Raw genomic sequence first — 24,516 nt, 5'->3', positions numbered from 1 at the left:
GGAATGAGAGATATAAAAAAGTTTTTACAAAAATTACGTCCTGTACAACTCATCGTTTTGTTTTATTTATTAGCGGTAGTTGTATCGGTGATATTGCTTAGTTTCCCGTTTGTTACGAAGCCCGGTGTGAAATGGACATTTATAGATGCTCTTTTTACATCGGTTAGTGCGGTAAGTGTTACGGGGCTGTCTGTTATTACGATTCCAGATACGTTTACTACTGCAGGAATTATTGTTTTAGCTCTTATTTTACAATTAGGCGGCTTAGGAATTATGGCGCTTGGTACATTTGTTTGGATCATTACGGGGAAAAAGATTGGTTTGCAAAGAAGAAGATTAATTATGGCAGATCATAATCAAGGAAATTTATCGGGTCTCGTAGAATTGATGCGTTCTATTTTAATTGTAATTATTTCGATAGAACTTATTGGAGCAATCTTATTAGGTACAAGATTTTTACTTTACTTTCCGACTTGGCAAGAAGCTTATTTTCACGGTTTCTTTGCAGCTGTTAGTGCGACTACGAACGGCGGATTTGATTTAACAGGACAATCATTAATTCCGTATAAAAAAGATTATATTGTTCAAATGATTCATATGTTACTAATTATTTTAGGAGCGATTGGTTTCCCTGTGCTAATGGAAGTAAAGCAATTTCTTAGTAAAAGGCGACAACAATTATTCCGTTTTTCATTATTTACAAAATTGACGACAACAACATTTTTCACACTCGTTGTTGTGGGTACAATTATGATTTTTTTACTGGAGAGAAATCATTTTTTAGTAGGAAAATCATGGCATGAAACTGTATTTTATACATTATTTCAATCTGTGACGACGCGAAGTGGTGGACTTGCAACAATGGATATACGTGAATTATCACAACCGACGCTTTTATTTATGAGTATATTAATGTTTATAGGGGCATCTCCAAGTTCGGTTGGGGGCGGAATACGTACAACTACATTTGCTGTTAGTATATTGTCACTATACACCTTTGCAAGGGGCGGTAGAACAGTTAGAGTCTTTAAACGTCAGCTACATGAAGAGGATGTACTGAAAGCATCTGTCGTTATGACGATGGGGATTTTGTTATGTGCTACTGCGCTATTCATTTTATCTATTACGGAAAATGTACCGCTTATGAGCTTAATTGTTGAAGTTTGTTCTGCTTTCGGAACGACGGGACTATCAACAGGTGTCACGCCTGATTTAACAACTGTTGGGAAACTTGTACTTATTGTGCTTATGTTTATCGGACGCGTTGGTATTTTAACATTTATTTTAGCTAGTGGTGGAAGGGAACAACCACCTCGCTATAAATACCCGAAAGAGCGGATTATTATTGGATAGTATGAAACCATTCTACCTACGTTAGGTAGAATGGTTTTTTAGTCGTTAATTCCAAATTGTGGATGCATGAAAGCTTCATCTTTATTATCCGCTTCGTTTTTTAGCAACTCTTGATTTTCTTCTGAAATCCACCCAATATCATTTGTAGGATGGATCCACTCATCGCCAGCCATAATGGCAGAATCTACTTCATCACTCCAATTGTTAAGCGGACTGTTCTCGGAATTATATTTACTGTCTCCAATTACAACATTATATTGATTCACAAAAGGTTGTTGCATCGTTTTTCCTGTTCCTTTAAAAGATGGAAAATTCATTTGATGCGGGAGCGTTTCGTCTAAAATGGGTGATTGAATCTTTTCTTTTTTCTTCAAAATTATCGCTCCTTTTTATAATGATTTCTTCATATGTAGTATTTCCATCTAACGCCTCTTATGTACTTGTTAACACTTGCCAGTAATAATTATTTTAAGTTGTTTCAAACTAGAGTAGAAAGTGATTTCTTGAGAGCAGGTGAATGTATTGGTAAAAAGAAAAGTGAAACAAAATGCGGCAATCAATAATAATAAAACTCCGAAAGAAAGCTTACCAGATGCAGAATTTGCATTAGAGTATGAAGGAGAAAATAGCGCAAAGTATGCGAATCGTAATTCAAAAAAAGGGAAACAAAAATGAGGCGTTTTTTACAAACGCCTCATTTTTTTGTGGGATTATAAAGGTTTTTTTAATTATTTGTAAATTTAGTGTTTTCTATTAGCAGAAAAATGCGAAAAAACATAGAAGTAGCAACGTATTACACAAAAACAAACAACAAACAAAAGATTAATGTTGGTTTAATACTGCTTTTACACTAGTTGTTTATATTTGAGTTGTACATAAGATTTGTAAAAGGAGAGAGAAACAGTGAAAAAAACAATCTTTAAAGCTGTAGCGACTGGAATGGTATTTTCGTTATTAATGGGGTGTGGTGCAAAGAAGGAAGAAAGTGCTGGAGCGAAAGTGAAAGATGACAAATTATCTGGATCATTAACTGTTTACACAGCAATTGAAGAAGAGCTTGTACCAATTTATCTTGATTCCTTTAAAAAGAAATATCCTGATGTGAAATTGAACATTGTACGTGATTCAACAGGAGTTATTACTGCGAAATTGCTAGCTGAAGGGAAAAATACACAAGCAGATGTTGTATGGGGAACTGCGGCATCAAGTCTATTAGCTTTAGATAAAAAAGATATGTTAAAAGGATACTCTCCAAAAGGAGCAGATCGTGTTCTTCCACAATTTAAAGATGATAAGCAACCTGAAAAATGGGTAGGAAATACTGCATTTATGACGGGGATTGCTGTAAATAAAGAAGAGTTAAAGAAGAAAAATTTACCGATGCCAGAATCATATGAAGATTTAACGAAACCAGAGTATAAAGGAACACTTGTTATGCCACATCCAGCATCATCTGGAACAGGATTTTTAACAGTTTCTGCATGGCTACAAATCATGGGTGAAGATAAAGGCTGGGATTACATGAAGAAACTTCATGATAATATGGCAAGTTATACGCATTCAGGATCAAAACCAGCGAAATTAGCAGGAGCGGGTGAATATCCAGTTGGCGTATCAATGGTTTATAGTGCTTTGAAAGAGAAACAAAAAGGTGCACCAGTTGAAGTTGTATTGCCGAAAGAAGGATTAGGTTGGGAAGTAGAAGCGAACGCACTTATTAAAAAAGATAATGCAAAAAATGAAAAATTAGCGCAAGCATTTTTAGATTGGGCGATTACTGATGATGTAATGAAGTTATACTTCGAGAAAAATGGATTTGCGACAATTAAAAATGATTATAAACTTCCAGATGGATTTCCTAAAGATGTAACAGAAAAGTTATACAAAAAGAATGACTTTAAGTGGGCAGCAGAAAATCGTGACAAAATTTTAGAAAAATGGGAAAAAGAGTTTGGCCAAAAAGCAGAACCGAAAAAGTAAGTGAGTGGGAGAGAGAAAAAATGAGCGAATATTTATCAATTCAACACATTCAAAAACAGTTTGATGCATTTACAGCGTTAAAAGATATTTCTTTTACTGTGAACAAAAATGAGTTTGTATGTTTATTAGGCCCAAGTGGTTGTGGGAAAACGACATTGCTTCGAATTTTAGCAGGGCTAGAAGAGGCAACAACAGGTAGTATAGCTGTGAATGGAAAAGATATTACAGCATTACCTCCTGGAAAGAGAAACTTCGGAATGGTGTTTCAATCGTATGCATTATTTCCGAATTTAACAGCACTTGAAAATATTGAATACGGCTTAAAGACAAAAAAATATGGAAAAGTAGAAGTAAAAGAGAAAGCGCTAGAGGCGTTAAAACTTGTAGATTTGCTGAATGTAAAAGATAAATATCCTGCTCAAATGTCTGGTGGACAACAGCAGCGAGTGGCACTTGCACGTGCGCTCGCTCTGTCTCCAGATATTTTGTTACTCGATGAGCCGTTATCTGCTTTAGATGCAAAAGTACGTGAAAAGTTACGTAGAGAAATGCGTGATTTGCAAGAGAAAGTAGGAGTAACAACTATTATGGTCACGCATGATCAAGAAGAGGCATTAACGATGGCTGATAAAATTGTTGTAATGAATCATGCGGAAATTATGCAGATTGGAACACCAGAGGAGATTTATCAAAGACCGGCCAATCCGTTTGTGGCAGATTTTATTGGTTCTATTAATTTCTTTTCGAAAAATAACGAAGAGCATGCAATTCGTCCTGAACATGTAACAATTGTACAAAAGGACGGTATTAAAACAGTTGTGGAAAGTATGGAATTTCGTGGATCTGTATATCGAACGGAAGTGCGAGTCGTAGAAGAAAACACACACCTTTATAATGAGAAAATTGTAGTGGATATATTAGCATCAGAAGTAGAAGTAGCTGATATTAGAAAAGGAAAGTCGATTCAAATCTCTTTCTCAGAAAATCATATGTTGTCATATGGAAAGAAGGTCATTGTATAGATGGAGATGTTAGAAAACTACAAGGTAGAAAGTGCGAAAAAAAAGATTAAGAGAAGTATAGGGAAAGAGGAATGGATCCAAAGGCTTGTAATTATCGGTATGATTCTTTCCTTCCTTGTCATACTTGTATTACCACTATTACAACTATTTACACAAGCTTTTTATAATAAAGATGGAGTTTTCATTGGTTTAGCGAATTTCAGTAAATATTTTACAACACCAACTTTAGTTCAGTCTTTACAAAATACGGTATGGATTTCGGGCGCAACAACAATTATTTCAGTTTCAATTGCATTCGTTTACGCATATGCAATTGCCCGTACGAATGTTTTTGGAAAGCGTGTATTTCAGTATGTAGCGTTATTACCATTGTTTGCACCAACGATGATGCACGGTATAGCACTTACATATTTATTTGGTAATCAAGGGCTAGTAACGAAAGGAATGTTTGGGTTATTTGAAGGTATACAAATCCCTTTATATGGACCAGTAGGAATTGTAATAGCTGAAGTTATGTATACATTTCCGCAAGCCTTTCTCATATTACTAATTGCCTTTCAAGGATCCGATTATCGTTTATATGAAGCTTCTAATATGCTAGGGGCGAGTAAAACAAAACAATTTTTCACGGTTACTTTACCTAGTGTAAAGTACGGATTAATTAGTGCAATGTTTGTTGTGTTTACACTTAGTTTCACTGATTTTGGGGCACCAAAAATTGTTGGTGGACAATATAATGTGCTTGCTACTGACGTATACAAACAAGTAATTGGACAGCAAAATATGTCGATGGGTGCAACAGTTGGAATGATTTTATTAATCCCAGCTATATTCGCATTTGCAGTTGATCGTATTACGCAAAGAAAGCAGGCGAATTTCTTATCTTCAAAAGCAGTACCATACAGAATAATAGCTAATAAGAAAAGAGATGTCATCTCATTCATATACTGTAGTGTGATTACATTTATGATCATTCTGTTATTTGTGGCAGTTGGTATTGCTGCAAGTGTGAAAGTATGGCCATATAATATGAGTTTTACATTTGAGCATTTTAATTTTTCGAGTTTAACAGGAGATGGACTTGAAGCATTTAAAAATAGCGTAATTGTTTCAGCAGTTACAGCAGTTATTGGGGCGATTTTAACATTTGTATTTGCATATGCAATTGAGAAAATAGACCAGCTACAATTCTTCCGAAAAACAGGTTACTTTTTCTCTATCGTTCCTTTAGCCATACCAGGTTTAGTACTCGGATTAGGATATGTCTTTTTCTTTAGTCAACCAACGATTCAAATTTTGGGACTATCAGTAACGAACCCGTTTCATTCTTTATACGGAACAATCGCTGTGTTAGTACTAGTAAATATCATTCATTTTTATTCTGTAACATTTGTCACGGCAACGACTGCTTTAAAGAAATTAGATCGAGAGTTTGAGCTTGTTTCGCAGTCGATGGGTATTCCGTTTTATAAAACATTCTTTAGAGTAACGGTACCAATGTGTTTACCAGCAATTTTAGAAATGGTAATGTACTACTTCGTAAATTCAATGGTAACTGTATCGGCAGTTGTATTCCTATATGCAGCTGATTTTAAACTAGCTGCCGTATCAATCGTAAATATGGATGATGCAGGAAATGTGGCGCCAGCAGCTGCAATGAGTGTGCTTATTGTTGTTACAAATATTGTAGTAAGAGTTGTATATGAATGGGGAACGAAAGCACTTCGTAACCGAACTTCACAATGGCAAAAAAGATAAGTAAGAAAGGTGATGGACAGAATGAAAATTGAAGCAGTTATTTTTGATTGGGCAGGGACAACAGTTGATTACGGATGTTTTGCACCACTAGAAGTATTCATGGAGATTTTTCATAAACGGGGTGTAGCAATTACAGCAGAAGAAGCTCGTAAGCCAATGGGGTTATTAAAAATAGATCATGTAAGGGCACTTACTGAGATGCCTCGTATTGCGAGTGAGTGGAATCGTGTTTTCCAACAATTACCAACAGAAGCAGACATTCAGGAGATGTATGAAGAATTTGAAGAGATTCTCTTCGCTATTTTACCACGCTATGCTTCGCCGATTAATGGAGTAAAAGAAGTGATTGCTTCTTTACGTGAAAGAGGAATTAAAATTGGTTCAACGACTGGTTATACGAGAGAAATGATGGATATTGTAGCAAAGGAAGCAGCGTTACAAGGATATAAACCTGATTTTCTTGTTACGCCAGATGATGTTCCAGCAGGCCGTCCATATCCATGGATGTGCTATAAAAATGCAATGGAACTTGGTGTGTATCCGATGAACCATATGATAAAAGTTGGGGACACAGTATCAGATATGAAAGAAGGTAGAAATGCTGGAATGTGGACAGTTGGTGTAATTCTTGGCAGTAGCGAGCTCGGTTTAACGGAAGAGGAAGTGGAGAATATGGATTCGGTAGAACTTCGTGAAAAAATAGAAGTAGTTCGCAATCGTTTCGTTGAAAATGGGGCGCACTTTACGATAGAAACGATGCAGGAACTCGAAAGCGTAATGGAACATATCGAGAAACAAGAACTTATTATTTCATAAAAGGGGAATAGGATCATGACTGAAAATCACTACTTATTATTAACACCAGGACCATTAACGACAACAAAATCAGTAAAAGAAGTTATGCTATACGATTGGTGTACGTGGGATGATGAATATAATACGATGGTGCAAGAAGTAAGAGCTAAACTTGTATCGTTAGCGACGAAGGAAGAAGAGAAATATACAACAGTGTTAATGCAAGGAAGCGGTACGTTTTCAGTTGAAGCAGTAATTGGTTCTGTTATTCCGGCAAATGGGAAGATTCTCGTTTGTACAAATGGTGCGTACGGTAAGCGCATTGTGCAAATGGCAGAGATGTTACAGATTGATGTGGTGGTCAGTCAAACAGAAGAGTGGGAACCTACTAATATTGTAGAAGTAGAGAAGTTATTGCAAGAAGATAAAGAGATTACGCATATTGCAGTTGTTCATTGCGAAACGACGACAGGCATTATAAATCCAATTGTAGATGTATGTAAATTAGGAAAACAGTATGGAAAGGTTACAATTGTTGATGCGATGAGTAGTTTCGGCGGGATTGAAATAGACATTGCTGATTTACAAATTGATTTTTTAATTAGTAGTGCGAATAAGTGTATTCAAGGGGTTCCTGGATTCGGATTTGTAATCGCAAAACGTGATGAATTATTGAAGTGTAAAGGGCAAGGACGCTCTTTATCTCTTGATTTATATGATCAATGGGAAACGATGGAAAAACAAAATGGGAAATGGCGTTTTACTTCACCTACACATGTTGTACATGCTTTTTATCAAGCACTACTTGAACTAGAAAAAGAGGGAGGAGTAAGAGCGCGTTACAATCGATATTACAACAATCAAAAACTACTAGTAAATAGAATGGGAGAAATCGGATTTAAGCCACTAGTAGATGAGGAATACCAATCTCCTATTATTACATCTTTCATTTATCCAAAAGAGGGATTCGAGTTTCAACAGTTATATAACGAATTAAAGCGTTATGGATTTGTTATTTACCCTGGGAAAATTTCGAAAGTAGATACGTTCCGCATTGGAAATATCGGTGATGTACATGAACAAGATATTAATCGCTTAGTTGATAGTATTGCTAAAGGAGCTGTTATTGGGTGAAAGTGTTTTGCTTAGGTGGAGCAGGTAAAATTTGTCGCGAAGCTATTTTGGATTTAGTTCAATTTTCATCTTTTGAGACAATTACAGTAGCTGATTTTAACGAGGTGGAGGGCCGTAAAGTAGTAGAATGGCTCAACGACCCTCGTGTTGATTTTGTAAAAGTAGATGTAACGGATCACGAGGATACGGTTGCAAAAATGATTGGTTATGACATTGTAATGGACGGTACGACGATAAAGTTAAACAGATTGTCGACCCGCTGTATTGCAGAAGCAGGATGTCACGGTGTGAACTTAAATGGATTTGGTGAAGAAAATGAATCGCATGCTATATTTGTTGAAAATGAAAAGATATGTTTACCTGGATTTGGCATGACGCCGGGTGTAACGCAAATGATGGCAATGCATGCAGCAAATCAATTGGATACTGTAGAGTCTGTCCGTGTAAGTCACGGTTCGTATCGTCCGATTGCTTTTTCTGCATCAATTACAGAGACAACGACATATGAATATGATCCATATTTACCATCGCGTACAGTGTATGAAGATGGTGAATTTAAGCAAGTACCTCCGTTTGCGCGTCCGAGAGAAATAGAATTGCCAGAGCCTTATGGTAAGGCAACGCAGTATATCATTCCGCATTCTGAAACGATTACGCTAGCAAAGGCATTAGAAAATAAAGGTGTCAAACTGATAGAGACGAGAGGAACTTGGCCACAGCAAAATATGCAACTTGTACGTGCTTTATATGATTACGGCATATTGCGTAATGATCAGATTGAAATAAACGGGAAAGAAATAGGCATTATGGATTGTATTTCACAGTATTTATTGCAATCGAAAGAAGGGCAAGAAACAGAGCTTTATGGTTATGCACTTCATGTAGAAGTAATAGGTATGAAAAATAATGAGAAGCAAAGACATGTGTTATATCATACACATCCGTTATCTGATGGTTCTGTTGTAGGATGGGAAAAATTAAGAGCGTATACGAGAAACGTCGGTATTCCATTTGGGATTGCTGCAGAGTTAATTGCAAATGGAAATGTAAATAGGGTGGGTGTTGTTACGCCTGAAGAAGCCTTTGAAAATCCACAATTGATTTTTGATGAGCTAGCAAAGCGCGGTATTCATATTCATGAAGAAGTTTCTACTTATAAAGAAAATTATAGCTTTGTATAAGTAAGGACGTTTATAAGGGAGATATAAATGAGGTGAAGCTATGTCTGTAGTAGGAGAAGAAAGAAAGCGAACCATTCTTGAAAAGGTAGAATTTAAAGGGAAAGTAAAGGTTTCAGAATTAGCGAGAGAATTTGCTGTATCAACAGAAACGATTCGTCGATATTTAGAAGAATTAGATCGTGAAAAGAAGCTGAAAAAAGTGTATGGTGGAGCTGTTCAACTTCCAGGCGCTGGAGTAGAGGCACCAATGTTAGAAAGAGAAATGCTACATATAGAAGAGAAGAAAAGAATTGGTTATAAAGCAGCGACATTTGTAGAAGACGGTGATGTCATTGCAATTGATGATGGAAGTACACCGCTTCAAATGGTTCCATACCTTGTTCATCGTAAAAACTTAACGATTGTAACAAGTTCATTTCCAGTCGCAACACAATTAATTTCTTCTATTAATAAAAAGATGTTTCACGGTGAAGTTTTGTTTATAGGTGGAAAAGTATCTCCAAAGCATTCGCGTGTATCAGGGTCTATTTCTCAGCAAGTCATACAGCAATTTCATTTTCATAAAGCGTTCGTTTCGATTGATGGGTTATTACCTAGTTTTGGAGTTTCCAGCTTTGAATTAGAGAAAGCGAAATTGTCAGAGGCGATGATGAAATTAGCTGAGAAAACATATATTTTATGTGATCATACGAAGGTAGGCGTGAAAGGGAATTATCGTATAGCAGCAATTTCGCGTATTCAACACGTAATTTGTGATAAAAAAATGCCATATAGCTTTGAAGAAGAACTTAAGAAGCATAATATTCAGTGGACAGTTTGTTAAATACAGTGAAAGCACATAAACTCCCGCCTAATTTTTAGGAGGGAGTTTTATTATCTGTAAATTGTAAAATAAAAGATTTGCAGTTATGCAAAAAGTGGACACATTTTCTCACCTCTTTCATATAATTTACCAATACAAAAAAAGTTGGTCGAAGGAAAGAAGGGAGAACATGTCAGAACGAATATATAATAAACTTGTATTGTACGCGAATATTTTGCAAAAAATCGGTGTCATCAATGAGAAGGAAAAAAGTGAAATTCTTCATACGATAGGTAAAAAAGCCCTTTGAATAAAGGGCTTTTTTATTTTTTTATCTTTAAAAATATAAATTTAATGTAATATTCTCATTGACAATGATAATGATATTCATTATCATTTATTTGTGGATAATTGATAATACTTATCAATTGTAAAGATTATATATGATAGGGGATATTATTTTGAAAAAAAATTACATGAAGGCGCTAGTAGTAGCGACAACATTAGCAATTCCATTTGCTACGTACTCTACTCCAGCATTAGCGGCATTAAAAGTTGAAGCAAATCAATCGGTAGCAGCAGCGAGTGATCGCACGTATGATACTGAGATTAAAATATATAAGGACCAAAAAGATGAGCCATCTATGGTTTCTCAATATATAAAAGATCCTAAAGTAACGATTGCGGCTGGCAAAAAAATTGTCACTGTAACAATGCAAGATAGTGATTATTTTCAATATCTTAGAATAGAAGATAGAAACCAGCCTGGTGTATTTCATGATGTGAAGGTTTTGTCAGAAGATAAGAGGAAGAATGGAACGAAAGTAGTTCAATTTGAAATTGGTGAGTTTGAGAAGAAGCACAATATGCAAATGCATATACTTATTCCAGCTATTGGATATGATCACAAATATCAAGTTCAATTTGAAATTAAAGATCCAACTGTAGGTAACAAAGAAACAGAGAAACCAGATGATAACTCTAATTCAGGCAATACGGAAACGGATAATCCAGTTGATAATCAAAATATGATAACAGATAAGAAATTAAGAGAGCTTGTTAATAAAAAAGTATTTAATAGAAAAGATTTAAATACACCAATTACGAAAGAAGATTTATTACAAGTAAAGGATTTGTTTTTAAATACAAATGAGATACTTGATTATAGTGCATTAAAATATATGCCAAATTTAAAATCTTTAACAGTTGCGAATGCGAAGATAAAAGATCCGTCGTTCTTTGCGAACTTAAAGCAATTAAGTCATTTAGCTTTGCGTGGTAATGAATTTTCAGATGTAACGCCACTTGTTAAGATGGATAATTTAGAATCTCTTGATTTAAGTAATAATAAAATTACAAACGTTGCACCACTAACTGAAATGAAAAATGTAAAAAGTTTATTTCTATCAGGCAACCAAATAGAAGATGTAACAGCATTAGCGAAAATGGAACAACTAGATTACTTGAATTTAGCAAATAATAAAATTACGAACGTTGCTCCATTAAGCGCTTTGAAAAATGTAACATACTTAACTTTAGCAGGTAATCAAATTGAAGATATTAAAGCGTTATATTCATTACCTTTAACAGACTTAGTATTAACACGTAATAAAGTTAAAGATTTATCCGGCATTGAGCAAATGAAGCAATTAGAAGAATTGTGGATCGGGAAAAATGAAATAAAAGATGTTACTCCTCTAAGTAAGATGACACAGTTAAAACAATTACACTTACCTAACAATGAGTTAAAGGATATTACGCCATTATCAAGTTTAGTAAACTTACAAAAGCTTGATTTAGAAGCGAATTATATTTCAGACTTATCACCAGTTAGTAATTTGAAAAAATTAGTATTTCTAAGTTTTGTTGCAAATGAAATCCGTGATGTCCGACCAGTTATAGAACTAAGTAAGACGGCTTATATTAATGTCCAAAATCAAAAAGTATTTTTAGAGGAAACAGAAGTAAATAAAGAAGTAAAAGTACCTATATATGAAAAAGATGGTGAGGTTTCTACGAAAATCCGTCTGAAGAGCGATAACGGTACGTATAGTAATGGTGTAGTGAAATGGAGTACACCAGGTGAGAAAATATATGAATTTGGTGTGAAAGATCCATTCGCGGATACAGGAATTTTCTTTACAGGGTCTGTTATTCAAAATGTAGTAGAAAGTAAAGACGGTAATACGTCTAAAGAAGATGAGAAAACAGAAGTGGTAGAATTTAAAGATATACCAAAGGGACATTGGTCAGAAGAAGCAATTAATTACTTAGCGAAAGAAAAATTATTTATAGGCTATGGAAATGGTGAATTTGGATTTGGGGATAACATTACTCGTGGACAAGTAGCTCTTCTAATACAAAGGTATTTAAAATTAGAAAATAATCTAGTACCAAAAACGGCATTTACAGATACGAAAGGAAATATGTATGAAACGGCTATTGATGCAGTGGTTCAATCTGGAATTATGACAGGCTATGGAAATGGTATGTTCCGTCCAGATGGAGTATTAACTCGATATGAAATGTCAGTAGTATTACAAAGAGTATTTCAGTTAAAAGAAAATGAAAATAGTGCAGAGAATTTTAAAGATATACCAAATGACCATTGGGCGAAAGGATATGTGAAAGCTTTAGTGGATAATAAAATATCAAAAGGCGATGGGGAAGGGAATTTTTTAGGAGATAATTTCGTAACACGTGAACAATATGCACAGTTTTTATATAATGCAATAAAGAAATAAAGTGAAACTTTAATCAGTGGGGGTTTTGTTCATTCCCCACTGATTATTAGCCCTCACTAATCGGGCTGCCCGTTAATGCGGAATAAAAAATGAGGAAAATACGCTATTCTTTAATTAAAGAGTAGCGTATTTTTATGTACAAAATGAAATAGAAAATAGATAGGAGTATAGACATATGAATAGCCTATTTTAAAGAAGAACCACGAAACTATATTGACAAAAAAGCGTTCTCATGTGATAATTCAATTAATTTTTAGAATAATCAAAAAATATTCCTTTTACATAGAAAGGATTTGAACCTTATATGAATATTATGCCGGGGGTGACGAAATGTTATTTTTTCTGAAGAAATGGAATGAATTAAAAGATGTGAAATCTGAATTGGCACTTCGTGATTGGTTTTATGGTACCAAAATTAGCTTATCGCTATGTACGTCAAAAGAGCCGTTAACATTCTTAGTAAATGTTGAAGGAAGAGATAAAGGGCTATTTTCGGAAGAAGATTTTATTGTCGTAAATTGCATGTGCGAGTCAGTATTTGAAAATGAAGAAAAACCAGCTGCAGAGTCATTTATGCATGCGGATATTTATAAAAAAAGTAGTGCAGGATGTATTTTACAAGTGCAGACTGTAGATAGTCATTTAATATCAGAGTTATATGGGGAAGAAGGAGAAGTAACGTTCGATAAACGCAGTGTGGAGCGTGTTTTCGGAAAAGAAGGTATAACAGAAATGACAATTCCAATTGTAGAAGATGAAAAAAAATTCGCTGATTTATTAGAAAGGAATGTTCCGAATTTCATTGAAGGTGGAGGGGTAGTTCTTGTTCATAATTACGGCATGATTGTGTGGGGAAAAACGCCAGAAGAGGCGAAAAAATGGCTAGAGGGTATAGAATATTTAATGAACTATCATGTAAAGTTATTAATGATTAAGGGGGCAAGAAGCTCTGTTATATAAAAATGGATGTGATATAGCTACAAGTTAATAAATAAATGAAAGCGTTTTAAAAATAATTTCACTCATAAAATATAGGTCTCCTTATTATATATAGATTACATGTTGACATGTAAGGAGGAACATATTTTGCGAGTTAAATATCATTTTCTGCCAAAGCAGCAAGTAACATTTTGCAAAATAAATGATTCTGGTGAAGAGGCACTGCAAATGATGAACGAAACGGGATTTCGAGCCATCCCGGTATTAGCAGAAGATGAGAAGAAATTCACGGGGATTATTTATAAAGTAGATTTATTAGAAAAAAAATGCAATAGCGGATTAGAGCATGTAAGTGCAGGGGATATGCTCGACGATTCCAATGCATTTATTTTTGAAAAGGATTCCTTCTTCAGAGCCTTTTATGTAATTCGTCGGCTTCCGTTTTTAGCCGTGCTAAATGATTATAATGAATTTGTCGGTATGTTAACGCATTCGAATATATTTGATGTTATTGAAGATTCATTTGGTATGCGAACAGGTGGTTATATATTAACAATTGCAACACAAGATTGTAAGGGAACGATTAAAGAGCTTGGGACATTGTTAAAAGCATATAATATCGGTGGCCTATTTACGCTAGATAACGGTGATCAATATATCCGCCGCGTTATTGTAAATATATCAGATGAGTTAGATGAAACAAAATTAAAGCAATTAATCGGAAAAATAGAGAAAAAAGGATTCAGAGTGAGTCATGTAGATTATATTTAAGTTAAAAAGAAAAGTACCTATCTGTTATATATAGATAGGTACTTTTTTGTCCCGCTATTTGTGGGCAGTAAGATCTTCGCCTCAAAATTCAGCGCAAGCAAAGAAGTTAAGTGGGGGCGGACTGCCCGTAAAAGCCCAATTGGTGAGGGATGTGAGTAATGAACTTTATTTTGAAACAGGAGGCGGGGATAATGCTAGATCAGATAAGAAAATAAAGTCTGCATGCTCACGAATTTTAGGGATAGAAGTTTCAATAACGCGTGATGTAATTTCACCTGGGGGGCCCACATGCCCGATAGCTACCATAATAGGTTTTTCTTGAATTTTTTTGATGAGTAATTGGGCTTGTTTTGAAATATGTCCTGCTGTATACACATCATCAAAAAATAGTTGGTTTTCAATAATAGGAACTCCTAATTCTTTTCCGATTTTTGGGACGACACTATTAGGATTCGTTTTACTATCTAAGTAAAATAAACCGTGTTTTTTACAAGCAGCAAGTATAAGGCGAACAATTCTTTCATCCGCTGTTACTTTTGACCCCATATGATTGTTCATTCCAATTGCATGCGGTACTTCTTGAATCGCTTGTTCAAGTCGGTTGTTTATTTCTTCATCGCTTAAATCAGTTGTAATTGCTTTCGGCCCAAGCCATTCTTTTTTACCTTTTATAGGTTCCATTGGCATATGTATAATAACTTCATGTCCTTTCTTATGGGCAGCTATTGCGTCTTCTTTTGTGGAAGGAAGAAAAGGCATAACAGCAACAGTGAGTGGAATGGGAAGTGATAACATTTGATTAGTCCCCTTCATATTATTACCGAAATCATCAATGACAATAGCAACTTTATTCGTATGAGCATTTGCTTGAATAGGAAATAAGAAAGACGGTAAAAACAAAACAATGATGAATAATGCAATCGTATATTTTCGCATATAAATATTTCCTTTCTATTGTTATCCTGCTATTTGTGGGTAGTAAGACTCCCACCTCAACATTGGGCTGGATAGGTGGGAGATTCACTGCCTACCCGATTGGTGAATGCTAATTATCAGTGGGGGCTGAACAAAAAAACACTGATTAAAGTTTCACTTTATCAATCATCATTATGTTTTGCTTTTTTATATAAATTAAACAAAAAATGTCGAAGAAAAGTAGGTGGAAAATTAAGAATCCCCGGTTTACGTAGAATTTATAAAAAAAGAAGATGAAAAAAATGTCTATTATTGCGAATGTATTTACAAAGATAGAATAATTTGTAATAATTCTCAAAGTGAGGGTAAAGATTTGTAAATTACAGGGAGAAAATGTTAAATTTTCTGATTCTTCAAATTTGCATATGATTAAGTAGTTAAAAAAAGTCAATGGAGAAGTGAAGTTAAGAGCATGGAAGTATAATAAGGGGGATATGGATGTTTACTGTAAAAAGGAAGTACACATTAGAAAAGCTTTCACGTGATATTCATATGAAACGTGAAGAAATGATTCAACTAGGATTAACAAGTGGGCTAAATAGTAGGGAGACAATTCAAGTTAGTCAAGAATTGGACAAGCTTATTTTACAATATCAATGTTATAAAGAAAAACAAACACCGAAATGGTTTTCAATTATAAAAATACCTATTTTCCAAATCGGGTATGAAGGAAAATCAAATAATTTTTGGCGAATGCTTGTGGCTGGTTTTATGAAATAGGTATAATTACCCTTATAGGATAAGGATAATTATACTATGTGTAACGGAATTTCGATATGAACTGTCGTTCCTTCATTTTCTGTACTGTCGATAAAAATATGCCCATTATACATCTCTACAATTCGTTTACATATGACAAGTCCAAGACCTGTTCCAGTATCTTTATTAGTAAAGAACGGATGAAAGAGGTGTTTTTGAATATGTTGCGGAATCCCTTTTCCAGTATCTGTAATATGCAGTTGTGCGTGTGTTTCATTGTTTTTTACTACAATGGTTAGTGTATCATTAGAAGTCATGGCCTCAATTGCATTTTTGGTAATGTTTAAAACCACTTGTTTCATATGGTCTTTCGAACAACGGATATGAACAGGATGGTCTGGCAAATGTAAATGGAATACAATGTTATGTAAATTCGCCTCAGATTGAATAATTAATGCTACCTCATTTAGAATTGTTCTTACATCATATGTTTGTTCGATGATGGCGGTTGGCTTTCCTAGAATAAGAAATTCACTTACAATTTCATTGATTCGCTCTATTTCTTGTTCAATTACGGAAAAGTAGAACTGATCTTGTTCATCTTTATATTTCTCTTTTAATAGAGCGACGAGTCCTTTAATTCCAGTAAGAGGATTACGGATTTCGTGTGCTGTACTCGCTGCAAAAGTTCCAACTAATTCAATTTTCTGTAGTTCATTTTGTTGTCTTTCAAGTTTTGTTTGACGTTTTAACAACATATATTGAGCAAGCAAAAATAAAATAGACATTAAAAATAAAGTAGCTATACACTCTATTGCAACCCACTGGTATAAGGTTTTTTGATGAATGGGTAATGGAGAAACAGAGACCTTCCAATTTAATCTTTGGAGTGGGGTAGTAAGCATATTAGAATGCGTATCACTTGTGTCGTTATTATCATCGGTTAGAAAAACTACATCATGTTTATCAGTTACCTCAAAATGGTATTGTGGTTTAATGGCATTTAAAGAAGAGGAAATGTAATCAAAGCGTAAACTAGCTAATAATAATCCTGAGAGCTCCTTCTGTTTATTAAATATGGGGGCAGCAATCATAATAGCTTTATGTCCAAGAACGCGATCAGTAATGACTGATGATACAGTGGTTTTTTTAGTTTGGAGCGCGTCTTGAATATATTTACGGTCTGAAACATCTATAGGCTTTGATTCATCTTCAGATGCGATTGTAATGACTCCTTCTGGTGTAGCGTAATATAGACCAGAAAAGCGTGCATCGTTTCCATCTGTATCATGTACAATTTGTTTAATGCCATTTATATTACCAGTCTCGGTGCCTACAACTTTTGCAAGCATGTCTAAAGCAGAAATTGCTTCACCAAGATGATGATCCAAATAATCTCTATATAAAAAGAGAACTGTATGAGCAGATAATTTGTTTTCCTGTTTCATTTTATATGTATGATACGAATAAAATGTAGCACCAATCCCTATTGTCGGTAGGATAACAAGCAATATATATATAATTATGCTTTGGAATTTGACTTTCAAATGTGGTACTCCTTCTTTTTTTATTATCATTATATATAAACTATGTTAAAATTGTCATGTTTTTATTCAAGAATGATTTTTAATATATTAGGGGAGAGGAAATGGATGAGTGAATGCTCATTCGGAATTCACATGAAGTATGAAGTGGTATTTTCTTTTTATTGCTGAGAATTTAAGTGAAGGGTTGAAAGTTGTATGACATCAAATAATGAACGAGAAGATGTTTCTCAATCTTTAAAAGTATTTATTGCATTATCTCGTGTACATCGTTCTGTTATGGATACTACAAATAAATCTATACAAAGTAACGGGTTAAATCCAACTGAATTTGCTGTATTAGAACTGCTATATCATAAAGGCGGTCAACCACTCCAGCAAATTGGTGAGCGCATTTTAATAGCTAGTGGCAGCATTACATATGTTGTAGATAAGTTGGAGAAAAAGGGATTAGTAAAGAGAATCCCATGTCCGAATGACAGACGTGTTATTTACGCGCAATTAACTGAGTCTGGCGAGAACTTTATTGCTTCTATTTTTCCGGGGCATGAGAAAGTTATACATCAGTCTTTTGAAATGTTAACGAAAGATGAAAAAGATGAATTACTTGATTTATTAAAAAAAATTGGGAAGTATGAAAAATAATATGTTCCAAAGGAGCTTTGGATAAATAAATCCAAGGCTTTTTTATTTGTAATGAACTCAGGGCAGTCACTGCCGAAATTTGTTGAAAATTAAGAGGGGATTCGAGAATACGTATTGAATTATAATAAAGGTATGTAATGGAGAGGAGGCTCGTTCATGTCATTTAAAGACTATGAATATAAACGCCCAAATATTGAAGAGTTAAAAGAGAAATTTACTGTTGCTTTAGAGAAGTTTGATAACGCAAAAACTGTAGAAGAACAAAAACAAGTCATTCATTCAATTAATGAGATTCGCAACGATTTTGGTACAATGGGAAACCTTTGTTACATTCGCCATTCTGTTGATACGACGGATACTTTTTATAAGGAGGAGCAGGATTTCTTTGATGAATTCTCTCCAGTTGTACAAGGATATGGTACAAAATATTATAAGGCACTCATTAATTCTCCATTTCGTGAAGAATTAGAGGCGTATTATGGAAAACAATTATTTGCTCTAGCAGAATGTGATTTAAAAACATATTCAGATGAAGTCGTGAAAGATTTACAATTAGAAAATAAATTATCATCGCAATATACACAGTTATTAGCATCTGCAAAAATTGACTTTGCTGGAGAAGAAAGAACGTTATCGCAACTGATTCCGTTTATGCAAGGAAAAGAAAGAAGCGAACGTAAAGCAGCAAGTGAAGCATACTACGGATTTTTAGCTGGAAATGAGGAAGAACTAGATCGTATTTATGATGAGCTTGTTAAAGTGAGAACGAAAATCGCAAAATCTTTAGGTTTCAAAAACTTTGTTGAACTTGGATATGCAAGAATGTACCGTACAGATTATAATGCGGAGATGGTGGCTAATTACCGTCAGCAAGTGCTAGATTATATCGTTCCCGTTACAACGGAATTAAGAAAGCGACAACAAGCACGTATCGGTGTAGAGAAGTTAGCTTATTACGACGAAAACTTTGAGTTTGCTACAGGTAACCCAACTCCAAAAGGAGATGCGGATTGGATTGTTGATCATGGAAAGACAATGTATAAAGAGTTATCGGTTGAAACAGATGAATTTTTCAATTTCATGCTAGATAATGATTTATTAGATTTAGTTGCGAAAAAAGGAAAAGCTGGTGGCGGATATTGTACATATATTGAGAATTATAAAGCGCCATTTATTTTCTCAAACTTCAATGGAACATCTGGTGACATTGATGTATTAACACATGAAGCAGGTCATGCTTTCCAAGTATATGAAAGTCGTAAATTTGAAATTCCAGAATATAATTGGCCAACATATGAGGCATGTGAAATCCACTCTATGAGTATGGAATTCTTTACATGGCCATGGATGAAGCTATTCTTTGAAGAAGATGCAGATAAATATTACTTCTCTCACTTAAGTTCAGCACTCCTGTTTTTACCTTATGGTGTATCTGTTGACGAATATCAACATTATGTATATGAAAATCCTGAAGCATCACCGGAAGAGCGTAAGACAGCATGGCGTAACATAGAGAAGAAATATTTACCGCATCGTGATTATGAGGATAATGATTATTTAGAGCGCGGTGGTTTTTGGCAACGTCAAGGACATATTTATAGTTCGCCGTTCTATTATATTGATTACACGCTTGCTCAAATTTGTGCGCTACAATTTTGGAAACGTGCAAGAGATAATAGACAAGAGGCTTGGGAAGATTATGTGAATCTGTGCCAACAAGGTGGAAGTAAATCGTTCTTAGAATTAGTAGAAGTTGCAAATTTAACATCACCATTTGCTGAAGGCTGTGTAAAAAGTGTTATTACAGAAATTGAAGCATGGTTACATGCGATTGACGACACAAAATTGTAAAAAACATACGCTTTTTTTCACATGTTTAACATCGACATAATGGGAAAATGATGAGATAATAAAAGAAAATTCAGAATACTAAAGAGGTGTTTCTAATAAGGAGCACCTCTTTTCACAAACAAAAGGGGGGAACAAGTATGCTTCAATCTAATATGGATGTAAGTTTAGAAAGTTTAGTAAACTCATTACAGTCTACTCGAAGCACGCTATTATCAGAAATTGAAATGTTAAATGACACAGAAGTGAATGTAAAGCCACGCCGTGATAAATGGAGCATTATTCAAATTTTACACCACTTGCATTTAGTTGAACAATCTGTCACGTCTGCCCTTGTATATGCTTTACAAAAAAAGGAAAGAAACATAACTCCATTTAAAGACCTCCAACTTACGCTTGATCGCACACATAAACGAGAAGCTCCTCAGCAAATGCAACCAACAGAAACTTTAATGAAAAAACAGCAAGGAATTCAATTGCTAGAACATTCACGCCAAGAACTATTACACGCGCTTCATAGTGTTATAGATGAAAAAGATTTATTTGAAAATGGATTAAAGCATCCTGTTTTTAATGATCTGAATTTGTATCAATGGGTTCAATTTCTTGATTTGCATGAACAAAGACATCTTACGCAGTTAAAAGAGGCGAAACATGCAATTTTGCAACGCTAAAGTGGAAGAAGTGGGAAACCACTTCTTTTTTGATACGTGCATAGTTTTCTTTCTTATTTTGGAATACTACATGGAGAAAGAAAAGAAGGAGTTGAAAAAACATGTCTAAGAAGAAGCGAGAAGAAGAGCGCGCCTGGAAAGCACGTAAAGAAAATCAACAACCGCACGGAAAAGTGAAAACTTTTGCTGAATTAGTTGAAGGAACAGAAAAAACGTGATGAGTATTTCATCACGTTTTTTGTATGAGTGGAAAAGTTAATAAAAAGGTTGTACCGATTCCTTTTTCACTTATAATATCAATTTTTCCATTCATAGCTTGAACAACACTGAATACGACCATCATTCCAAGTCCAGTACCTTTTTCTTTCGTTGAATAAAAAGGAGAGCCAAGACGTTTTACTTGTTCTGAATCCATACCGACTCCTGTATCTTTTATATATAACTGAATATGCTTATGATCAGGAACTAATGTGAAATAAAGATCACCGCCTTTTGGCATAGCCTCAATGCAATTTTTTAAAATATTTAATAAACATTGATTTAGTTTTTGCTTTTCACCAGCGATAAAAAAAGAAGTGCTTTGCTTTATATAATGAGTACGTACATTTGTTAAATTAGCAAGCGGTGTAATTAACGACAATGCATGTAGTAATTCTTCTTCTAACTGTAATGTTTGTTCTTTTTCAATGCTTGGTTTAGCAAAGGTTAAATAATCTGTAAGAACATGATTTGCTTGTTCGATGCCATTAATGGCAATGTCGATATATAATTTTCGTTCCTGCTCAGTGCATGTACCTGATTGTAACAGTTGTAAAAAACCTTTCGTTGAAGTTAATGGATTACGAATTTCATGAGAGATAGACGCTGCCATTTCACCAATTAAATGAAACTTTTCAGCATTTATAAGTTCGTTTTGGAGACGAACTTGAGTTTGTAATATGTGTAGTAAATATAGAATTAGAATCGTACCAAGCATTGAACATAACTCATACACAATAATATGCGGTATATAATCAGTCTTATTTGTAACCTTTGAAAGGAAGAAGGGTATCCAACTAAATCCGTATGTGAGACTGTAGATAATAGCAAGTGTTATTTTTATACGATTAGAAGTTCGATTGAAAAATTTATATGTTAATAATAGAACAATAAATAGAAGAACAGAACCGATAAGAGATGGGAAAACACCTACCCCACCTAATAATAAGCGATATATGTTTAATACAACTAAGATAGAACCACCAGCAATAGGCCCTCCCGTTAATGTACCGACAATTAATACAATATGGCGCATATCAAATTGAAAACCATTATTTGTTTTTGCTGCAAATGTAATACAGAGTACGGTAGCAAGGCAACAGAGTACAATGAATATAGCTGAATTTAATTTAGGAGAGCGTTTCCCTTTTTGATTCCAAAATAAATGATATACGAGCATTGTAATCAGGATGAATAATATATTTAAAAAGAGATAAATAATAAAGGATTTCAGTGGGATGCCTCCTCTCTTCTTAGATTAAATTAATCATACTATAAAATGAAAGAAATGAAATAATAAATAGCGGAAAAATCAGAAATTTTTACGCTAGTATACAATATGTTACAATAAGCTGTGTCAATGAAAGAAGAAATTCCGTGCATCGCGCGGGAGAGGTTCGCGAACTCCCTCTATAAAAAACTATGGAAACAACAATATCCTTAGGTATTGTTTTGTTTTTTTATTGTGACAGTTCAAGAACGTTCTTTCTTCTTATTTATAGTAGAGAAGGAGAATGAGTGAAATGAAAAAAGAAAAAGCAGTTGTTGTTTTTAGTGGAGGACAAGATAGTACGACATGTTTATTTTGGGCAATAGAGCAGTTTGCAGAGGTAGAAGCTGTAACGTTTAATTACAATCAACGTCATAAGCTAGAAATTGATTGTGCAGCGGAAATTGCAAAAGAACTAGGAATAAAGCATACGGTACTAGATATGAGTCTATTAAATCAACTTGCTCCAAATGCGTTAACCAGAACGGATATGGAGATTACACATGAAGAAGGTGAATTGCCATCGACATTTGTAGATGGACGAAATTTACTCTTCTTATCATTTGCTGCTGTATTAGCAAAACAAGTTGGAGCACGTCATATTGTAACGGGTGTATGTGAAACTGATTTCAGTGGTTATCCAGACTGCCGTGACGTGTTTGTGAAATCGTTAAATGTTACTTTAAATTTATCTATGGATTACCCGTTTGTCATTCACACGCCACTTATGTGGATTGATAAGGCTGAAACATGGAAATTATCAGATGAACTTGGAGCATTTGAGTTTGTTCGAGAAAAAACATTAACATGTTATAACGGAATCATTGGTGATGGTTGCGGTGAATGTCCAGCATGTCAACTTCGTAAAGCAGGATTAGATACGTACCTACAAGAACGCGAAGGAGCGAATAACTAATGGATAACTTTTTTGGATTTCGCATCGTAGAGAATTTGCAAAAAATGGACAAGGATATTCAGCGTAAACAACTCAAATACCATAATAAAAGAGTAATGGTCAGCAAGGAATTTACATTTGATGCAGCACACCATTTACACTGTTATGAAGGGAAATGTAAAAACTTACACGGTCACACATATAAAGTTGTATTTGGAATTAGTGGATATGTAAATGAAATAGGTCTTGCAATTGACTTTGGAGATATAAAAGAAATTTGGAAAAATGAAATCGAAATTTATCTAGATCATCGTTATTTAAACGAAACGTTACCTGCAATGAATACGACTGCTGAAAATATGGTCGTTTGGATTTATGAAAAGATGGCAGAAGCACTAACAAAAGAGAATCGAGTGAACGAATATAAAGGAGCTCGCGTTGAATTTGTTCGTCTATTTGAGACGCCGACTAGTTATGCGGAAGTAAGACGGGAGTGGATGCTTGATGAGTAAAATCCCTGTCTTAGAAATATTCGGTCCGACTATTCAAGGTGAAGGAATGGTTGTAGGGCAAAAAACAATGTTTATCCGTACAGCTGGTTGTGATTATAGCTGTGCTTGGTGTGATTCTGCTTTTACGTGGGATGGATCAGCTAAAGATCAAATTAGACAGATGACACCAGAAGATATTTGGGATGAGCTTGTTGCAATTGGAGGAGAAAATTTTTCTCATGTTACGATTTCAGGTGGAAATCCGGCATTACTGAAAAATATTGAGTTTCTTCTTTCTATATTAAAAGAAAATGGAATGCGAACGGCAATTGAAACGCAAGGGAGTAAATGGCAAGATTGGTTACTTCAAATTGATGAGGTAACAATTTCTCCAAAACCACCAAGTTCAACGATGAAAACAGATTTTCATAAGTTAGATGCTATTATTCAGAAACTAGCAGGAAAAGATATTAGTTTAAAAGTAGTAGTATTCGATGATCATGATTTTGAATATGCAGTTAAGATGCACGAACGTTATCCAAAGGTACCATTTTTCTTACAAGTAGGAAACGATGATACAAAAACAGTGGATGATGCGATGCTTATAAAAAAATTATTAGATAAGTATGAATGGCTGATTGATAAAGCTGTAAATTGTAAAGAGATGAATGATGCAAAAGTATTGCCTCAGCTTCATGCGTTAGTATGGGGAAATAAGCGCGGCGTATAACGAGAAGG

Annotated in this window: 24 protein-coding genes and 1 riboswitch; of the genes, 20 read left to right on the top strand and 4 right to left on the bottom strand. The window is 34.6% G+C overall.

Annotated features, from left to right (window positions below; genetic code table 11):
• Window positions 1-3 precede the first annotated feature (3 nt).
• A complete protein-coding gene (locus D1166_RS00525) occupies window positions 4-1,353 on the top strand; it encodes a TrkH family potassium uptake protein (protein WP_001204691.1) in 1,350 nt (449 codons plus the stop codon).
• Window positions 1,354-1,391: 38 nt separating this feature from the next.
• Here the strand turns inward: D1166_RS00525 and D1166_RS00520 are convergent, their stop codons facing one another.
• Complete coding sequence (locus tag D1166_RS00520) at window positions 1,392-1,727, bottom strand: DUF3905 domain-containing protein (protein ID WP_118043225.1); 336 nt, start codon at window positions 1,725-1,727, stop codon at window positions 1,392-1,394.
• Between the two features lie 148 nt (window positions 1,728-1,875).
• Between D1166_RS00520 and D1166_RS31105 the strand changes: the two genes are divergently transcribed.
• The 11 genes from D1166_RS31105 (at window position 1,876) to cbpA (ending at window position 14,479) form a co-directional block, all read left to right on the top strand.
• Window positions 1,876-2,028 carry a hypothetical protein gene (locus tag D1166_RS31105; protein WP_000240799.1) on the top strand — a complete coding sequence of 51 codons (153 nt, stop codon included), beginning with the start codon at window positions 1,876-1,878 and terminating at the stop codon, window positions 2,026-2,028.
• 228 nt (window positions 2,029-2,256) lie between these two features.
• Window positions 2,257-3,333 carry a putative 2-aminoethylphosphonate ABC transporter substrate-binding protein gene (locus D1166_RS00510; RefSeq protein ID WP_000750895.1) on the top strand — a complete coding sequence of 359 codons (1,077 nt, stop codon included), beginning with the start codon at window positions 2,257-2,259 and terminating at the stop codon, window positions 3,331-3,333.
• A 20-nt stretch (window positions 3,334-3,353) separates the two neighbouring features.
• Window positions 3,354-4,355, top strand: a complete 1,002-nt coding sequence (locus D1166_RS00505; RefSeq protein ID WP_097861908.1) for a putative 2-aminoethylphosphonate ABC transporter ATP-binding protein — start codon at window positions 3,354-3,356, stop codon at window positions 4,353-4,355.
• Entirely contained in the window at window positions 4,356-6,113 is a 1,758-nt protein-coding gene (locus D1166_RS00500) for a putative 2-aminoethylphosphonate ABC transporter permease subunit (protein ID WP_000425518.1), read from the top strand.
• A 21-nt stretch (window positions 6,114-6,134) separates the two neighbouring features.
• Window positions 6,135-6,929 carry a phosphonoacetaldehyde hydrolase gene (phnX, locus tag D1166_RS00495; RefSeq protein WP_000687363.1) on the top strand — a complete coding sequence of 265 codons (795 nt, stop codon included), beginning with the start codon at window positions 6,135-6,137 and terminating at the stop codon, window positions 6,927-6,929.
• Window positions 6,930-6,944: 15 nt separating this feature from the next.
• Window positions 6,945-8,042 carry a 2-aminoethylphosphonate--pyruvate transaminase gene (gene phnW, locus D1166_RS00490; protein ID WP_000138230.1) on the top strand — a complete coding sequence of 366 codons (1,098 nt, stop codon included), beginning with the start codon at window positions 6,945-6,947 and terminating at the stop codon, window positions 8,040-8,042.
• Window positions 8,039-9,223 carry a saccharopine dehydrogenase family protein gene (locus D1166_RS00485; protein WP_000862174.1) on the top strand — a complete coding sequence of 395 codons (1,185 nt, stop codon included), beginning with the start codon at window positions 8,039-8,041 and terminating at the stop codon, window positions 9,221-9,223. Before phnW ends, D1166_RS00485 begins: the two co-directional genes overlap by 4 nt.
• 40 nt (window positions 9,224-9,263) lie before the next feature.
• The gene (locus tag D1166_RS00480) at window positions 9,264-10,046 is read left to right on the top strand and encodes a DeoR/GlpR family DNA-binding transcription regulator (RefSeq protein WP_000117667.1); all 783 of its coding nucleotides are present in this window, start codon (window positions 9,264-9,266) and stop codon (window positions 10,044-10,046) included.
• Between the two features lie 422 nt (window positions 10,047-10,468).
• Window positions 10,469-12,769: an NEAT domain-containing leucine-rich repeat protein gene (locus D1166_RS00475; RefSeq protein WP_097861907.1), complete on the top strand. Its 2,301-nt coding sequence runs from the start codon at window positions 10,469-10,471 to the stop codon at window positions 12,767-12,769.
• Window positions 12,770-13,099: 330 nt separating this feature from the next.
• The gene (locus D1166_RS00470; protein WP_000896005.1) at window positions 13,100-13,729 is read left to right on the top strand and encodes a class II aldolase/adducin family protein; all 630 of its coding nucleotides are present in this window, start codon (window positions 13,100-13,102) and stop codon (window positions 13,727-13,729) included.
• A 126-nt stretch (window positions 13,730-13,855) separates the two neighbouring features.
• A complete protein-coding gene (cbpA, locus tag D1166_RS00465) occupies window positions 13,856-14,479 on the top strand; it encodes a cyclic di-AMP binding protein CbpA (protein WP_001264207.1) in 624 nt (207 codons plus the stop codon).
• Window positions 14,480-14,644: 165 nt separating this feature from the next.
• Here the strand turns inward: cbpA and D1166_RS00460 are convergent, their stop codons facing one another.
• Window positions 14,645-15,415: a divergent polysaccharide deacetylase family protein gene (locus tag D1166_RS00460; protein WP_001234107.1), complete on the bottom strand. Its 771-nt coding sequence runs from the start codon at window positions 15,413-15,415 to the stop codon at window positions 14,645-14,647.
• A gap of 477 nt (window positions 15,416-15,892) precedes the next feature.
• Here D1166_RS00460 and D1166_RS00455 point away from each other — a divergent pair, with 477 nt between their 5' ends.
• Entirely contained in the window at window positions 15,893-16,174 is a 282-nt protein-coding gene (locus tag D1166_RS00455) for an aspartyl-phosphate phosphatase Spo0E family protein (protein WP_000495536.1), read from the top strand.
• Window positions 16,175-16,203: 29 nt separating this feature from the next.
• Here D1166_RS00455 and D1166_RS00450 read toward each other — a convergent pair whose 3' ends face one another.
• Window positions 16,204-17,700 (bottom strand): DUF3149 domain-containing protein, encoded by a 1,497-nt coding sequence (locus tag D1166_RS00450; protein ID WP_000865053.1) that lies wholly within the window; start codon window positions 17,698-17,700, stop codon window positions 16,204-16,206.
• Between the two features lie 195 nt (window positions 17,701-17,895).
• Between D1166_RS00450 and D1166_RS00445 the strand changes: the two genes are divergently transcribed.
• The 4 genes from D1166_RS00445 to D1166_RS31650 all read left to right on the top strand — a co-directional run bounded on the left by D1166_RS00445 (window position 17,896) and on the right by D1166_RS31650 (window position 21,082).
• Window positions 17,896-18,342, top strand: coding sequence for a MarR family winged helix-turn-helix transcriptional regulator (locus tag D1166_RS00445; protein WP_097855606.1), 447 nt, complete (start codon window positions 17,896-17,898; stop codon window positions 18,340-18,342).
• Between the two features lie 156 nt (window positions 18,343-18,498).
• Entirely contained in the window at window positions 18,499-20,193 is a 1,695-nt protein-coding gene (locus tag D1166_RS00440; protein ID WP_000008578.1) for a M3 family oligoendopeptidase, read from the top strand.
• A 137-nt stretch (window positions 20,194-20,330) separates the two neighbouring features.
• Window positions 20,331-20,864, top strand: a complete 534-nt coding sequence (locus tag D1166_RS00435) for a DinB family protein (protein WP_000941969.1) — start codon at window positions 20,331-20,333, stop codon at window positions 20,862-20,864.
• 101 nt (window positions 20,865-20,965) lie between these two features.
• Window positions 20,966-21,082: a DUF6254 family protein gene (locus tag D1166_RS31650; protein ID WP_097855607.1), complete on the top strand. Its 117-nt coding sequence runs from the start codon at window positions 20,966-20,968 to the stop codon at window positions 21,080-21,082.
• An 11-nt stretch (window positions 21,083-21,093) separates the two neighbouring features.
• Here D1166_RS31650 and kinB read toward each other — a convergent pair whose 3' ends face one another.
• A complete protein-coding gene (kinB, locus tag D1166_RS00430) occupies window positions 21,094-22,302 on the bottom strand; it encodes a sporulation sensor histidine kinase KinB (protein ID WP_000964156.1) in 1,209 nt (402 codons plus the stop codon).
• A gap of 206 nt (window positions 22,303-22,508) precedes the next feature.
• A riboswitch (PreQ1 riboswitch) is annotated at window positions 22,509-22,552 on the top strand.
• Window positions 22,553-22,645: 93 nt separating this feature from the next.
• On the opposite strand from kinB, the gene queC reads away from it, so the two are divergent.
• Genes queC through queE form a run of 3 tightly spaced genes read left to right on the top strand, consistent with a single transcriptional unit; the run spans window position 22,646 to window position 24,508 of the window.
• On the top strand, window positions 22,646-23,308 hold the full coding sequence (queC, locus tag D1166_RS00425; RefSeq protein ID WP_000711595.1) for a 7-cyano-7-deazaguanine synthase QueC: 663 nt from the start codon (window positions 22,646-22,648) through the stop codon (window positions 23,306-23,308).
• Window positions 23,308-23,799, top strand: coding sequence for a 6-carboxytetrahydropterin synthase QueD (gene queD / locus D1166_RS00420; protein WP_000368414.1), 492 nt, complete (start codon window positions 23,308-23,310; stop codon window positions 23,797-23,799). The genes queC and queD overlap by 1 nt, the downstream gene beginning before the upstream one ends.
• Window positions 23,792-24,508: a 7-carboxy-7-deazaguanine synthase QueE gene (gene queE, locus D1166_RS00415; RefSeq protein WP_000036297.1), complete on the top strand. Its 717-nt coding sequence runs from the start codon at window positions 23,792-23,794 to the stop codon at window positions 24,506-24,508. The genes queD and queE overlap by 8 nt, the downstream gene beginning before the upstream one ends.
• Window positions 24,509-24,516 lie beyond the last annotated feature (8 nt).

The organism is Bacillus sp. ISO11 (assembly GCF_003458115.1).
Classification (GTDB): domain Bacteria; phylum Bacillota; class Bacilli; order Bacillales; family Bacillaceae_G; genus Bacillus_A; species Bacillus_A cereus.
The sequence above is the reverse complement of the archived record's forward strand: the minus strand, read 5'-3'. Positions and strand labels throughout refer to the sequence as shown.